The following is a 14,864-nucleotide window of genomic DNA, read 5'->3' on the forward strand; positions in this document are numbered from 1 at the left end:
TTGGTATATATAATAAAAAGACCCCTCCCTAACCCTCCTCTTGGCAACTACGGTGTACACACAAGTCTGAAATAGCTGACAAATCGAGATTTTAGCTTCGTTTTTACCCCACCCTAACCCGGACCTTGGAAAGGGGAGGGAACAGAAATTCAATAATTCAATTTCTCCCCGATGGATTGGGGAAGGAACAGAAATTCAATTTCCCCCCAATCCATACGGGGGGATTAAGGGGGGTAAATCCCACTTGTGTGTACACCCTAGCCTTTCTAAGGGTGGGGTAAATTTGAGAATTATAAGTAATTAATTACACTTCAATTGAAACTTGCTGACGTACTTTCTGTGAATAGAAGGAAGCAGATTCGTCTCCTCGATCGCACTCTTGTGCAAACTTAATGAGATGATGCCCTACAAGTCCAACATGAATTAAACTTTCTATATTGCCAGCTTTTAAGGCTGGTTTTGCCATTTTCCAGAATGTTTTACGATAATTACCAAAAACACCTACCCTTAGTATGATATTTAATAAAATAGTCAAACCTTTTTTAATATTCTTCCAAGAAGTACGGGCTGGGCTATTGGGAACTTTGATGCGATTGGGATAGGTATGCTGCATATTGTAGGCAAATCGCTGATACAAAAATTCAGGTTCGTAGGCAACTGTAATGCAGCGTCGCCACATATTAATAACCTGTTCGTAAGGCATTAAAAACTGAATATTTGATTCCCGATTATCCTCAAACACGAGTCGCCCTTCTTGTTCTAATCTTCGCCACAATGGAGTTTTGGGTAATGCGTAGAGCAGGTTGATTGTCAGCATGGGAATCTGGGACAATCGAATAAATTCCAGAATTTTATTTGGTGTATCAGGTGTATCGGTATCAAATCCTATAATGATTCCCGATACGACTTCTATGCCATAACTGCTCAAAACTCGAACTGCTTCCAGGATTGGCATACTGAGGTTGTGCGTTTTAGAAATCGCTTGGAGAGCATCAGTTTCTGGTGTTTCAATACCGCAGAAAACTGTACAAAAATAAGCTTCACGCATCATTTCTAACAATTTGGGGCTTTGTGCCAAATTGAGTGTCGCTTCACAGGCGAATTGAATGGGATACCCATTGCGCTTTTGCCAGTCAATCAGGTGAGGAAGCAACTTCATGAGAGCACGGCGATCGCCCACAAAGTTATCATCGACAAAGTAAACTGCGCCTGGATTACCGGATTCCAGCATGGCATCTAGTTCAGCAAGAACTTGCTCTGGTTCCTTAAGGCGGGGGTTGCGTCCGTAAAGTTCGGGGATATCACAAAATTCACAACGGTAAGGACAACCACTGGAAAACTGAACATTGGCAAGAAAATATTGTTTGAGATTAACCAAATGATAGGCTGGAATGGGAAACTCGTTCAAAGGTAAGCGTTCTTTGGTTTCAAAACGAATTTGCTTTTCGGGACGTGTGGTGTGTGTGTCTAAATATTCAATCATTTGGTCAGTCGCATCTCCCATTTCTCCCAAATGTAAAATATCAAAGTTGGGGTAATATTCCGGGCAACCGGAGACAGAAGGACCTCCCACAACTGTTATTTTGCCTTCTGTGTGGGCAATTTCATTGATTTGATTAATCTGCTCCCGTTGGATGTGCATTCCACTCACAACGATCGCATCAGCCCATCGGTAATCTGACTTTTTTGCCGATCGCACGTTTTCATCAATAAACCGAACCTCCCATTGTTTGGGTAAGTAAGCAGCCACAACTAAAATACCTTGTGGTGGCATGAAAGCTCTAACACGACTTATCAAGGGATAAGCGTGATGGAAAGTTCCAAATGACCGACTGTACTTGGGGAAGATGCAGAGGATGCGCTTTTGATGGCGCGGAATGTAGGAGGTTGTTGAAGTATTGCTAGCAAAGGTTTTTTCTAAAAGCATTATCGTGATTACAATAACGAGTTGAATTGTTTACTTTTCCACATCCTGTGAAAAGTCAGAAGTATGTGTTACAACAGTGGCTTGTTGGTAAAAACACTTTTACCACCTTTTTCTACAACAAAAAATGTTGGCATAGCCAAATTTTTGAGTAATGTCTCTTTTTTATGATTTTCCGTAAACAAAAATATCCGGTTGGAACTGCTCCACAAGCGCCGGATATCTTCATCATTCAAAAATACGGATTGGGTATCTGGGTAGCGGGAACCAAATTCCATTGTTAGAGTACGACCATTGAGGAGATAAATGGGTTGGTCAATATAGAAACGGAGAGATGAGCCTGTTTCATAATTCCCATTAAGTACAATTTTCGCATTGGGTTCCCATCGCTGCTTGATTTCCTCAGCCAGAACCCGCGAAGAGAGGACAGGCTCGAACTTGATGTGGGCGCGGTTAGCGCAAATAAAAAGTAACCCCATAGTCAACACCATGACTATTACTGTGTATGTGTGGTTTTGCTTGCGACGAAACCAAAATGCTAGTAAAAAACCTAAGCTAACTACTAGCGCCGACAGAATAGCGGGACTGCGTAATTCTGCCAAAGCATATGGCGTAAAGTCAAATAAATGTCCTAGTGCAATTGTATATCTTTTGTCATCAGAAGAGACTATATTGAGGAAGGACGAAAGATCTCCTGTTGCTTGCACGTTGCGAGTGTTCCAGACCAGCACTCCCATTATGATAGCAAAGACTATCCCAAGAATGGCTAAGATGCCATTTATCCATAGTAAGTATTTTTTCGCTTTTACTCCTTCTTCAGCTTCAGTAAAGGCGGTACTTAACAACAGGGCAAGTGCTGGGTAAGCTGGAAATGTGTAATACTCTTGACCGCTAGAGAAACTGAAAAAAATCAGAATAATTCCTGTCCACAGCCATAAATAGAGATTCAGTTGTATCTTCTTATTTGCCTGAGCTTTCAAACGAGGTCGCTGCGTTATGAGTAGCGGAAATCCCAAGCTCCAAGGAAATAACCAAACCATATGCAGCAGCCAGTAATTCAAGAGCGGTAGTTTGCCATAGTCTTTTGGATAGCGTTGCCCAAGAAATCTTAAGAAATGTTCGTTAACGAAGTAATACCAGAAAAAATGTTCGTTGCGAACCCCAACAAGAAGATGCCAAGGTACTGCGATCGCTAAAAACAAGGCACTTCCTGAAAGTAACCGCAGTTCTTTCCAAACAAAAAGGTTACCAGTCAGTAAAAGGAATAGAAATACAGGACTCACTGTAAAGACAATACCGATTAGCCCCTTCGTCAATACCGCTAACGCTGTAGCAACGTAAAATCCGTAATACAATCTTTTGGATATCCCAGTACCAAAGAATGCCCGTAAGAAACACAAGTGTGCGGTTGTTACTAACAGAGTTAAAAGTGCCTCTGGGATCATGATGCGAGTGAACAGAAACATCCCACAGCAGAAAAGCAGAGACGCGGCTGCGTAAAGACCTACTTTTTGCGAATAAGCCCATTGTCCAAAGGCATAGGTGACCCAACCCAATAGTACGATCGCTATAACAGTGGGAAAACGCACAGCAAAGGCATTGAAGCCAAAAACTTGATAAGCACTTGCGACTAACCAGTAAAGTAGGGGAGCCTTTTGCAGATAACGGACTCCATTAACGTACATGGTTATCCAATCGTTCCGCAACAACATCTCTCTAGATGCTTGAGCATGCACGGCATCGGCATTATCAATCACAGAAGGCTGAAAAGAAATACTGGTGTAGATAATTGCACTAAAAACAAGCAACAGAATAATAGGCGTGTATTTACGCATAAAACTCAGACAGACATTGTATGCAAATAATTTAAGTTAATAGTGCTTCGGTAGAATCGGTTGTAAGTGGTATTAATTTCCCGCTTCTTGTCAGCCTTAATTTTCGACCCCGCCACTTGAAGGTACTGCCAACAAAGCTGTAGCACCACAATCCAAAGCTCATAAGATCGCGTAAAGGAACCAACAACAAAAACTTTCTAGCTACTGGATCTTTTAGGCTTTTGACCCCAACAACCCATGCCATGATGAATCTGGTCATCAATACGATCCCCACCATTACCCAACTGAAAATTGACTCATATGTTGCTATTAAGAATAATAAACTGATGGCTGTTCCGTGGGTAAAGATCAGCCCTAAATAGCCCCAAGGACGAGAGACACGCGTACAGCAATTCCAACGGGTCTGACGATGGATTAAGTCAATAAAGTTTTCTGTGGCGATCGTATGGTCTATAACATAGTCCGAAAGCACAATCTTGTAGCCTGCTTGAGCGCTGAGGTAGCCAAGTTGGAAATCGTCTGCTAGATAATCAGCAATTGTTTGAAACCCTCCAATTGCCTCAAGAGCAGTTTTCCGGATTGCAATAGTAGGACCTAAAGCAAACTTCATTCCTTCTATATATCTTGCAACTAGAACACCAGCAAGGTATTCAGTAGATATCCCGATGGCTTCAAAGATTGCCACCCATCCTCGAACCTGCGGACGGTACAAACACGTAACGACCCCAACAGTAGGGTCGTTCATGGGTTGGATAACTCGCATCAAATAATCTGGTTGTACGCGGACATCACTATCTGCAAGAAGTAGGAGCGAATACTTGGCTTTTGCTTGTGCGTTAGCGAGGTTGCTCACCTTAAGATTGGTACCGATGGTGCGATTGCTAATGACTAGACTTATATCAATTTCTGGGAAGTCATTGATGATTGTTTTGACGACTTCTACACAGGGATCGCGTTCATCGCGCACGCCGAAAATAATTTGGTATTCCGGGTAGTCTTGTTTGCAAAATGAGGCAAAGTTTTCGTAGGTATCAATGTCAAGACCGCAAATTGGTTTCAAGATAGTAACGGGTGGGTGAAAGTCGGAATCGATTTGCGTCGGATGGGAAAAGAACTTAATTGCTGCATAAATGGCATAGCAGTTATACCAAATCGCCGACAGACACAACATCCCAAGCAGAAATTGGTACAGATATAACATTTAATTTCCTTTAATCGCTATTAAAAAAACGTGAATTCGACAAACCTCACCCTCCCAACCTCCCTCTCCTTTTAGGAGAGGGAGGGGCAACCTTATAATCAGGGTTTGAAGCCCCTCTCCTACGAGGAGAGGGGTTTGGGGTGAGGTTTGTTTTGACTTCGTCGAACTCACGTTAAAAAATATCCAGCTTTTTCTTGTAGGATGGGATTGACCAAATTGGAGCGAAGCGACTGGATGCCCGCCCCACAAGATGATAATTTAACCAATTGGAAAAAAGAATGAGACAGATTGTTGGGTGAAATTAAGTCCAAGCAAGACTTTCTCAATCCAAAATCTAAAATCTAAAATCCAAAATGGTATTATTTCTTGGAAATCCCTTAAGCTCTCTGATTAACAACATATTGCTTGCGCTTAGCACGTAAGCTGAGATACTCTCGTGCTTCCTTATAAAGGCGACGGCGTTCTTCAGAATTGAAAAGAGCCTTCTTGACAATGCGGGCAACAATGCGGGGACGGAAGTAGTACTTGCCATAGAAGTCTTCTACTGCTGCCATCATTTCAGCGCGTGACAAGTTTGGATACTCAAAGTGAGGCAGTTGGTGTCCAGTCTCGTCCGTCATTTCAGCATCTAAGCGCAAGTACCCATTCGATTGGACAAAGTTGTATAGTTCAGTCCCTGGATAAGCATGGGCTACGGAAACTTGTATCGTCTCGCAGTCGAGTTCTTGAGCAAACTTCAGAGTTTCTTCAATGGTTTCTTGCGTTTCGCCAGGTAGCCCGATAATAAAATCACCATGAACGGTAATACCTGCTTTTTTGCAGTTTTTCTGGAATTCTCGTGCTTGCTCGACTGTTGCTCCCTTTTTGATGTTTTTGAGAATTTGAGAATTGCCTGACTCAAATCCCACAATAAACAGCCGACAACCAGCAGCACGCATTGCTTGAAGTGTTTCTAGATCGACGTGAACGCGGGAAGTGCAAGACCAGGTAAAGTTAAGAGGCTTAAACTTTTCACATAAGGCTAGCACCCGCTGTTTGCCAATGGTAAACGTATCATCGTCAAAAAAGATTTCTTTTGTATCGGGGAAGAGTTTGAGCGCGTGTTCAACTTCTTTGGCAACATCATCCACCGATCGCTGTCGCCATGCGTGACCATCAAAAGTTTGCGGCCACAAACAAAATGTACACTTAGCGGGGCAACCGCGTGTAGTGTAAAAAGAAATGTATGGGTGTAGTAGGAATGGTACATTGTAGCGATGTATGTCCAAATCTCGCTTGTAAATTGGCGTTACCCATGGTAATGCATCTAGGTCTTCAATAGGTAACCTATGCTCTGTATGTACTATCTTGCCGTCTTTTCTGAAGCTTACACCCTTGATTTCTTCCAGAGATTTTCCTGAAGCAAATTCGGTCACTGTGTAATCGAATTCTTTGTGGGTCACAAAGTCAATTGCCTCACTTGCCATTAAGCTTTGTTCTGGCTGTGTGGTCACGTGTGGACCGACAAAGGCTATTTTTAACGAAGGTTTTGCAGCCTTCATCATTTCTGCCAAACGCACATCGCTATGAAATCCTGGTGTGCTGGTGAAAAGAACAACAAAATCATATTCGGTGGCAATTCGTATTGTCTCTTCTGGCGATACGCCATGAGGTGGCGCATCTAGTAACCGACTTTCGGGGATCATTGCTGCAGGATAGGCAAGCCAGACTGGGTACCAGTACGATTCAATTTCGCGTGTTGCAGGCCACCGAGAACCTGCTCCTCCGTCAAATCCTTCAAAGGACGGTGGGTTAAGTAGCAAAGTCTTCATCATAGTTTCTAGCCACCCTTATGGTTCGTTATTTAGCACACTTGTGAAGATGTTCTCAAGTATATAGTTACAACGGACTTGGAGGATCTCTTTTTTCTGGTGTTGGTAGTCGGTCTATCCAGTCTTCAATCAACTGTGTCATTGTTTTTTCTTTGGACTCAGCATATAGCTTTAGTTTGTGGTATCGACGCTCCGACAACCTAAACCGCAATGACTTTTCTTTCATTTTTGTGTACACATTGTTCTACAAATATGGTAGTATAACAAAAACCCAAGAATTTGTGTTCGTTCGCTATCTACCTTCATGCGTCTGATTTCCTTTCTTTTGCGTTCTTCATGGGGAATGGTGACTCTTGCGATTGTCACCGGATTCCTAAGTGGCGGTAGTAACGCTAGCCTCATTGCTCTGATTAGCAGTGCAGCAAGTAATAACGCCAATTCACGCCTTGCGATCGTTATTTGGGGTTTTGTAGGGCTGGCGCTGATAGCTCTGATAACCAGCGTTATTTCCCAGATGTTGCTGATTCGTATATCTCAAAATGCAATTTTTCAATTACGAATGCGTTTGAGTAACCAGATACTCACTTCAGAATTGAACCATTTGGAACAACTTGGAAATTCTCGCATTTTGGCAACTTTGACAGAGGATGTCCAGACAGTTGCTAATGCTGTTCACGTGATACCACATCTTTGCATCGATCTTGCCATTGTTATAGGTTGTTTGACATACATCACATGGCTTTCTTGGTTAGTCTTCCTTATGGTTTTAGGCGTATCAGTCGTAGCAATTGGGAGTTGTCAGTGGCTATTAAATCAAGGAAAAAAATATCTTTCTCTTGCTCGTGAAGACCAAGATGTAATGTTTAAGCATTTCCGCACCATTACAGAAGGAGTGAAGGAACTTAAGCTCAACTACAATCGTCGTCAAGGGTTTCTTTCTAAAAATTTACAATCTACAGCAACTATTTTTAGTCATCACAATATTCAAGGTCTATCCTTTTATGGAATAACGACAAGTTGGGGAAGACTTATATTCTTTTTCGCAATTGGTTTCGTCCTTTTTTCACTTCCTAATATACTCACTATTAATCCTCAAACACTTGCTGGCTTTATCTTAACTTTCACCTATTTAATGTTACCAATGAACAACATTGTGGAAAATATCCCTATCATTACTAGAGCCAGCATTGCCTTAGATAAGATAGAATCACTAGGCTTGTCTTTAGAAAGTAACGCTGAGGTTTCCACAGTTCCACCTAAAACCAAGACTTCCTGGAGCAACTTAAAACTTTCACGGGTGACTCATAGTTATAACATCAATCAAGAAGATCGCTCTTTTATTATCGGTCCAATTGACTTGACCTTTTATCCACAACAACTCGTGTTTATCGTTGGCGGAAATGGTAGCGGAAAATCGACTCTTGCTAAAGTAATTATAGGGCTGTACACACCAGAAGCTGGAGAAATTATATTTGATGGAGAGCTTATTAGCGAACAAAATCGAGAATGGTACCGCCAGCATTTTTCTATGGTGTTTTCTGACTTTTATTTGTTCGATGAGATTTTAGAATTAGAAAATGCTGACTTAAAAAGTCAAGCACAAGAGTACTTAAAAGTACTTCAATTAGAGCATAAGGTGACAATAGAAAATGGTAAACTTTCTACCATAAATCTTTCCCAAGGACAGCGCAAAAGGCTAGCTTTACTCAGCGCATACTTGGAGGATCGGCCAATTTATTTGTTTGATGAATGGGCGGCAGATCAAGATCCAGTTTTTAAGGAAATTTTCTACACCGAACTGCTGCCAAAGCTGAGAGATAGCGGCAAAACAGTACTTGCCATTACCCATGACGATCGCTATTTCCATGTAGCCGATCGCATCATAAAATTGGATTACGGTCAAGTGGAGTTTGACAAGTAACGAGTTGGTTAATGGTTAGTGGTTAGTAGTTAGTGGTAAAATCTACCCAACTAACAACTAACAACTAACAACTAACAACTAACAATCTTTAACTTTAGAAAATTGAGCATTTTGGTTTTTCTGATGCCGAGGCATTTTTTGACTTAGGCGTAAACGATGTAAAAACTACAAATCTTGTTGGATTTGTGAGTTTTACTTTAGATTTTCAGCTATTTTTCCGCTCAAAATACGGTTTTTGTATAAAAGAATTCTATAGAAATAGCATTAAGGTTACTGGCTCCGAAGTCAAAGGAAGTTCGTCAAGAGATGAAAATATTGAACTATTTCTTAAAAAGGATGCTGTGAGTGTGAGTAAGTGGAGGAGCAATTTTGTGACCAAACGTAAAGCAGTCCAGACCCCAAAATTTATTCAAGTATGGAAATTAACTGGTCACTGGTCACTGGTCACTGGTCACTGTTAATGTGGTGTGTGAGGATGAAGGTTCCTGTTGGGAAGAATTATCAGAAATATGGCAAAAAGAGCGAGTTCTTTAGGTGCTCATTTTAGTTAATCGATCAATGAGTGCAATAACATCACTGCGACTCAGTTTTTGTTTGCCATTGACAAGGGCTTCAAGAGTGCCATAAGCCAAAGTTAGCGGAATCTGGCAAAAGTCCAAGGCTGGACCCACAGGAAGTGAATTGATATAAGCATCTGCCATGGCTAAATTGCGACGGGCGTACTGATGCATTCTTTCCTCAGACCAACCAACTGGATAAAAATCGACCCCACGCGATAAATCTTCCCTGTGGTTGCGGAGGATATTAACTGCTTGTAAGCCCCGACCAAACCCAATTGCGTGGGTACGGTTTGTCTGTGTTCCATCATACCAAGCCCACAAATCGGAAAGCATTAAGCCAACTGCACCAGCAACTCCAAACGTATAGCGATCTAAATCCAATTCATTATCAATCTTCCAATTACGTTCTGCCCAGTATGCCATTCTATCTGCCATGGCAGCAGTGGCATCCCAAATTCGAGGTGCAATTGTTGCAGGCGCAAGTATTGCCCATTCTCGAATCCGAAGGGAGACCTCTGGTAGTATATCCTCATGGGTGCTCAATCCATTGTGGAAAGCATCAACTGGAAAACCATCAACCCCTGCTTGTAATGTCAAGCTAATTGCTCGCAATAGTTTTGCTTTGGTAGGGTTATCTAGTTCTGCATTGTCTTCAATTTCATCAATGGCTCGCAAACACAAGTAAGCTGATGCTACAGCTTCTTGCAAACCAAGTGGTAAACGAACTATTGGGATATAAAATGTTCGACTCGTTTCTCTAAGGATATTTAAGGCGTCTCCATACAAGTCCATACGATGCAACTCCATTGAGTATTGTTAACTTGCTTAATATTGTTGGTTAAAAAGTAACTACTCAAATCAAAAAGTTGGGATTGCGGAAATCGCTATGCTCGTTTACCTGACAACTCTCGTTCTTCATGAGTCACTGGTAATAGAGCAAACCCAATCCAGCAGTCACCAACTTCTGACTCCAAGGACAAATACCGAGCAGTTATTCTCTTCCTAAGAAGATTAAAATCATTCGCCAAAAATGGCATCGGTTTCCACCTGTTAGACTTGTTAGCTATCGCTCCGAATAGAATTTTTGGCATTCACCTCTAATATGAACGCTCACCGTGCTAAATGTTACCCAAGCTGTACGGCTCATCTTTTGCAAGCTACTCTCCTCTGTGTGCAACGGCAAACGGTTATACACCTGCATTGATTTCAAATAACGACGATAATGGAGGGTTTGAAAGTTCCCAACCAACTCCTGCTTGCTACCAAAACACCAAAAGTCGTTAATCCCTCTACTTACAAAATCGTGTTTGAGGGTCTTTTCTTGTCTGTAGATCGAGCAGGGCATAGTTGGAAAAATATTAAGTTACATTAACACATATATCACTTTCCCAACCCAGAAAAGCTATTAGGGCATTGGGCATTGGGCATTGGGCATTGGGCATTGGGCATTTCCCCTTGTCTCCTTCTTCCCTAGCCCCTAGCCCCTAACCTTTGATCGCTATGTTTACAATAGCTTTACACGGTAAGATAATAATTGTAAACTTATAAAACAATTTATAACTAATGGCTAAGAAGCAGAAATTTCCTTACCTAGTTGCTTCCAAGTGGACGGCTCGGACAAAAATAGATGGCTGGCGACACTTCCAAGTCGTCAATCGCAAAAACCAAGGTAAGTGGGTTTATGCTGAGATGGTCGCTTCTTGCGATCCCAAAGTCCGTTTCTGGATCAATGCCAAGTTATTACAAGACACCTCACAATGGCAATCTGGCTGGCAATCTCTACAAGAGATGCATTCCATGGAAGATGCTGTGCTAAAATTTTAGCCCAATTTTTAAATTGTAATTATTATTTACACTATTGAAAGCGATCGCCAATACATTCCAGTCAGATCCCCGACTTCTTCAAGAAGTCGGGGATCTTGCTTGCATTCTTTTGAAAATAGGGAATGCGTAAGAGGGATGTTCATGATTGGTGATGAAACTTTTGCATCGCGATCGCCTCCTGTTTGACTACTATATCGGTACTCTAGATGTGCATTCCCAGGCAGCAGCTTAGGAACAAGAGGATATATAGAGTTCGACTTTTTGAAGAAGTCGTGTATGTGGATTTTTTTGTCTATTGTAACTTATTTTATAAAATAATTATAATCAATAAAGTTTTATAAAAAATTTTAGGAATTAAACGTTATTTAAGAATGATATAAGTATAAAATCACATAATTAAACGAAAATGCTGTCTCTAGAAGCGTTTTTGAATTTAACACCCCCTTTCTTTTCCAAGTCATTTGCACAATAATGACATTCACATACCTCACAAATCGCCAAGTGGGCTAGGTGAAGGCAAGTGTTTAAGCCAAAAGTTTGATAAAAAACTATCAGAGGCAAACAACAGTGAAACTAGCAGTTTATGGAAAAGGTGGTATCGGTAAATCCACCACAAGCTGTAACATATCAGTCGCCCTAGCCAAGCGCGGCAAAAAAGTGCTGCAAATTGGTTGCGACCCGAAACACGACAGCACCTTCACCCTCACCGGGTTTTTAATTCCAACAATTATTGATACTCTTCAAGAGAAAGACTATCATTACGAAGATGTTTGGCCTGAAGATGTTATTTACAAGGGTTACGGTGGAGTAGATTGTGTTGAAGCCGGCGGACCACCAGCAGGTGCGGGATGTGGCGGTTACGTCGTAGGCGAAACCGTAAAATTACTGAAGGAACTCAACGCTTTTGATGAGTACGATGTTATATTGTTTGACGTTCTCGGTGACGTTGTCTGTGGAGGTTTTGCAGCTCCCTTAAATTATGCGGACTACTGCCTAATTATTACCGACAACGGCTTCGATGCTTTGTTTGCTGCCAATCGCATTGCTGCTTCAGTGAGAGAAAAAGCGCGGACTCACCCACTGCGGCTGGCTGGATTAATTGGCAATCGCACCTCCAAGCGCGATTTGATAGACAAATACATCGAAGCAGTACCCATGCCAGTTTTAGAAGTGTTGCCTTTGATTGAAGATATTAGAGTTTCTCGTGTTAAAGGCAAGACTTTGTTTGAGATGGCAGAAATTGACCCATCTCTCAACTACGTCTGTGATTACTATCTCAATATTGCAGATCAAATTTTGGCGTCTCCCGAAGGTGTTGTACCCAATGACTCTCCAGATCGGGAATTATTTACTTTGTTGTCTGATTTTTATCTAAATCCGGGTAAACCACAGGTTCCTAAACCAGAAGAAGAATTAGACTTGATGATTGTATAAATCATTAAAGTTCCAGGATGGGGACAATATGCCTTTCTTTCATAGTTTTACGGAATCTCTCAAGCAAAAGTGGTTACAATTTTTCCAAATTAACCGGGATTGGATTACTCTCCATATGGAGGTCGAGTCGGTTTACACCCCTGATGGTGGTAAGCGACCCCCTTCTTACCTCATCCTGGGAGTAGCTAATGCGTTAGAACCAAAATTAGCGCAGTTAATGCTGCCCTTTTCTAGACTGAATCCTGACGCTGACACTTTAATTGAGGTGCTGGATTTAAATTTCGACCCAGATATTGCTCTCGGTAACCGTGTTATTCCCAGAGTTGAGACAGAAACGAATGGCGAAGAGTCAGATTCTGATGAGGAGACATCGAGCCATTCGCACTTAAACGGCTTTGCGGTAGCAGCAGTTGATATAGATACCGATGAGGAAACTCTCATGGTTGTAAGTACAACTATAGAGGATGTCACTCCAGCAGATGAGGCGCAGGGATTTTTAAACGGTGTAGATTCTGTTGATGATTTTGGCGATATATCCTTTGATGAGTTGAAGGATGAGGACAGCACAACTTCTAAGCAGTCAACAGACTCTACCACTAATGGGAACGGTGAGTTTGCTGAAGTCTTAACAGATGTCTGGGGCGATGAATCCGCAGCCAAAATGGACAAAGAAGACGCGGATAACGATTTGTTTTTAGGGGAAGACCTATCATCTAGTGATTTGGATGATTCAGAAATTGCTCGTCTCTTCCCCAAGAATTAATCACCAAGGGAGTCATTTGTTATTTGTTATTTGTAAATACGAAGGACAAAGAACAAATGACTCCTATCTTAACAATTTAGGGGAGAAAACACCAAAATGACAGTTGCTCAACCAGACGCTTTAACTTTTGAGTGCGAAACCGGAAATTATCATACTTTTTGCCCTATTAGCTGCGTAGCTTGGCTTTACCAAAAAATTGAAGATAGCTTCTTTTTAGTTATTGGTACAAAAACTTGTGGCTACTTCCTGCAAAATGCAATGGGAGTGATGATTTTTGCAGAACCTCGTTATGCCATGGCAGAGTTGGAAGAAGGCGATATTTCTGCCCAGCTTAATGATTATGACGAGTTAAAGCGGTTGTGTTTGCAAATTAAGCGCGATCGCAATCCCAGCGTGATAGTTTGGATCGGTACTTGCACCACAGAAATCATCAAAATGGATTTGGAAGGCTTGGCACCCAAGCTAGAATCTGAAATTGGTATTCCCATTGTTGTTGCACGTGCTAACGGTTTAGACTACGCCTTCACCCAAGGAGAAGACACCGTATTAGCTGCAATGGCTGCACGTTGTCCGGATAAAGTCTCCACAGTAGAAGCTGAGAAAAACGAGCGCAATGCCATTCAAAAGCTGCTGAATTTTGGTAAGAAAAAAGAAGACGTTGCTACTGAAGAATCCGAGTATGCGGATCATCCTCCGTTAGTCCTCTTTGGTTCCCTCCCCGATCCCGTTGTCACTCAGTTAACTCTAGAACTGAAGAAGCAAGGTATTAAAGTTTCTGGCTGGCTACCTGCTAAACGCTTTACTGAACTTCCCGTTCTTGAAGAAGGGTATTATGTTGCTGGTGTCAACCCCTTCCTCAGCCGCACTGCAACAACCTTAATGCGTCGCCGTAAGTGCAAGCTGATTGGCGCACCTTTCCCTATTGGTCCCGATGGTAGCCGCGCTTGGATTGAAAAAATCTGCTCGGTGTTTGGGATTACTCCCAAAGGATTGGATGAACGGGAAGCTCAAATTTGGGAAAGTTTGGAAGATTATATAAAACTTATTCGTGGCAAGTCCGTGTTCTTTATGGGCGATAACTTGCTAGAAGTTTCCCTAGCAAGATTCTTGGTGCGTTGCGGTATGACTGTTCCTGAAATCGGTATTCCTTACATGGATAAGCGCTACCAAGCGGCTGAGTTGACATTTTTAGAAAAAACTTGTCATGAAATGGGCGTACCCTTGCCTAGGATTGTGGAAAAGCCAGACAACTACAACCAAATTCAGCGCATTTACGATTTGAAGCCAGATTTGGTCATTACTGGTATGGCTCATGCTAACCCATTAGAGGCAAGGGGAATCAACACCAAGTGGTCTGTAGAGTTCACCTTTGCTCAGATTCACGGCTTTACCAATGCGCGTGACATTCTGGAGTTGGTCACGCGTCCACTGCGCCGGAATAACAATCTCAAAGATTTGGGTTGGGATAAGTTGGTTAAGGAAGAAGCTAAAATTTAACCTCACTGTCTGAAAAGAGGGAATAGGGAATAGGGAGTGGGGAGTAGGGAAGAGGAATTTTCACGATCGGTGGTGAATTTTTTTTCATCGCGAT

At 42.0% G+C, this 14,864-nt stretch carries 12 protein-coding genes; 5 read left to right on the forward strand and 7 right to left on the reverse strand.

Annotated elements, in window-relative coordinates:
- Positions 1-304: 304 nt before the first annotated feature.
- The 4 genes from WA1_RS22295 to hpnJ all read right to left on the reverse strand — a co-directional run bounded on the left by WA1_RS22295 (position 305) and on the right by hpnJ (position 6,771).
- A complete protein-coding gene (locus WA1_RS22295; RefSeq protein WP_033335511.1) occupies positions 305-1,927 on the reverse strand; it encodes a B12-binding domain-containing radical SAM protein in 1,623 nt (540 codons plus the stop codon).
- 68 nt (positions 1,928-1,995) lie between these two features.
- Entirely contained in the window at positions 1,996-3,759 is a 1,764-nt protein-coding gene (locus tag WA1_RS22300) for an ArnT family glycosyltransferase (protein ID WP_017744470.1), read from the reverse strand.
- A 31-nt stretch (positions 3,760-3,790) separates the two neighbouring features.
- A complete protein-coding gene (gene hpnI, locus WA1_RS22305; protein WP_017744469.1) occupies positions 3,791-4,960 on the reverse strand; it encodes a bacteriohopanetetrol glucosamine biosynthesis glycosyltransferase HpnI in 1,170 nt (389 codons plus the stop codon).
- A 377-nt stretch (positions 4,961-5,337) separates the two neighbouring features.
- A complete protein-coding gene (gene hpnJ, locus WA1_RS22310) occupies positions 5,338-6,771 on the reverse strand; it encodes a hopanoid biosynthesis associated radical SAM protein HpnJ (RefSeq protein WP_017744468.1) in 1,434 nt (477 codons plus the stop codon).
- Positions 6,772-7,075: 304 nt separating this feature from the next.
- Between hpnJ and WA1_RS22315 the strand changes: the two genes are divergently transcribed.
- Positions 7,076-8,692, forward strand: a complete 1,617-nt coding sequence (locus WA1_RS22315; protein WP_017744467.1) for a cyclic peptide export ABC transporter — start codon at positions 7,076-7,078, stop codon at positions 8,690-8,692.
- A gap of 530 nt (positions 8,693-9,222) precedes the next feature.
- On the opposite strand, the gene WA1_RS22325 is transcribed toward WA1_RS22315, so the two are convergent.
- The 3 genes from WA1_RS22325 to WA1_RS57170 form a co-directional block, all read right to left on the reverse strand.
- A complete protein-coding gene (locus WA1_RS22325) occupies positions 9,223-10,044 on the reverse strand; it encodes a squalene/phytoene synthase family protein (protein ID WP_026134772.1) in 822 nt (273 codons plus the stop codon).
- Positions 10,045-10,136: 92 nt separating this feature from the next.
- Positions 10,137-10,289, reverse strand: a complete 153-nt coding sequence (locus WA1_RS22330) for a hypothetical protein (protein WP_158516678.1) — start codon at positions 10,287-10,289, stop codon at positions 10,137-10,139.
- A 26-nt stretch (positions 10,290-10,315) separates the two neighbouring features.
- On the reverse strand, positions 10,316-10,597 hold the full coding sequence (locus WA1_RS57170) for a hypothetical protein (protein ID WP_158516679.1): 282 nt from the start codon (positions 10,595-10,597) through the stop codon (positions 10,316-10,318).
- A 218-nt stretch (positions 10,598-10,815) separates the two neighbouring features.
- On the opposite strand from WA1_RS57170, the gene WA1_RS22335 reads away from it, so the two are divergent.
- The 4 genes from WA1_RS22335 (at position 10,816) to WA1_RS22350 (ending at position 14,770) form a co-directional block, all read left to right on the forward strand.
- On the forward strand, positions 10,816-11,076 hold the full coding sequence (locus WA1_RS22335; RefSeq protein WP_017744462.1) for a TIGR02450 family Trp-rich protein: 261 nt from the start codon (positions 10,816-10,818) through the stop codon (positions 11,074-11,076).
- A gap of 567 nt (positions 11,077-11,643) precedes the next feature.
- Positions 11,644-12,510 carry a ferredoxin:protochlorophyllide reductase (ATP-dependent) iron-sulfur ATP-binding protein gene (gene bchL / locus WA1_RS22340; protein WP_017744461.1) on the forward strand — a complete coding sequence of 289 codons (867 nt, stop codon included), beginning with the start codon at positions 11,644-11,646 and terminating at the stop codon, positions 12,508-12,510.
- A gap of 28 nt (positions 12,511-12,538) precedes the next feature.
- Positions 12,539-13,273 (forward strand): DUF5331 domain-containing protein, encoded by a 735-nt coding sequence (locus WA1_RS22345; protein ID WP_017744460.1) that lies wholly within the window; start codon positions 12,539-12,541, stop codon positions 13,271-13,273.
- 96 nt (positions 13,274-13,369) lie between these two features.
- The gene (locus WA1_RS22350; protein ID WP_017744459.1) at positions 13,370-14,770 is read left to right on the forward strand and encodes a ferredoxin:protochlorophyllide reductase (ATP-dependent) subunit N; all 1,401 of its coding nucleotides are present in this window, start codon (positions 13,370-13,372) and stop codon (positions 14,768-14,770) included.
- Positions 14,771-14,864: the final 94 nt, after the last annotated feature.

Source organism: Scytonema hofmannii PCC 7110 (genome assembly GCF_000346485.2).
Lineage (GTDB): Bacteria > Cyanobacteriota > Cyanobacteriia > Cyanobacteriales > Nostocaceae > Scytonema > Scytonema hofmannii.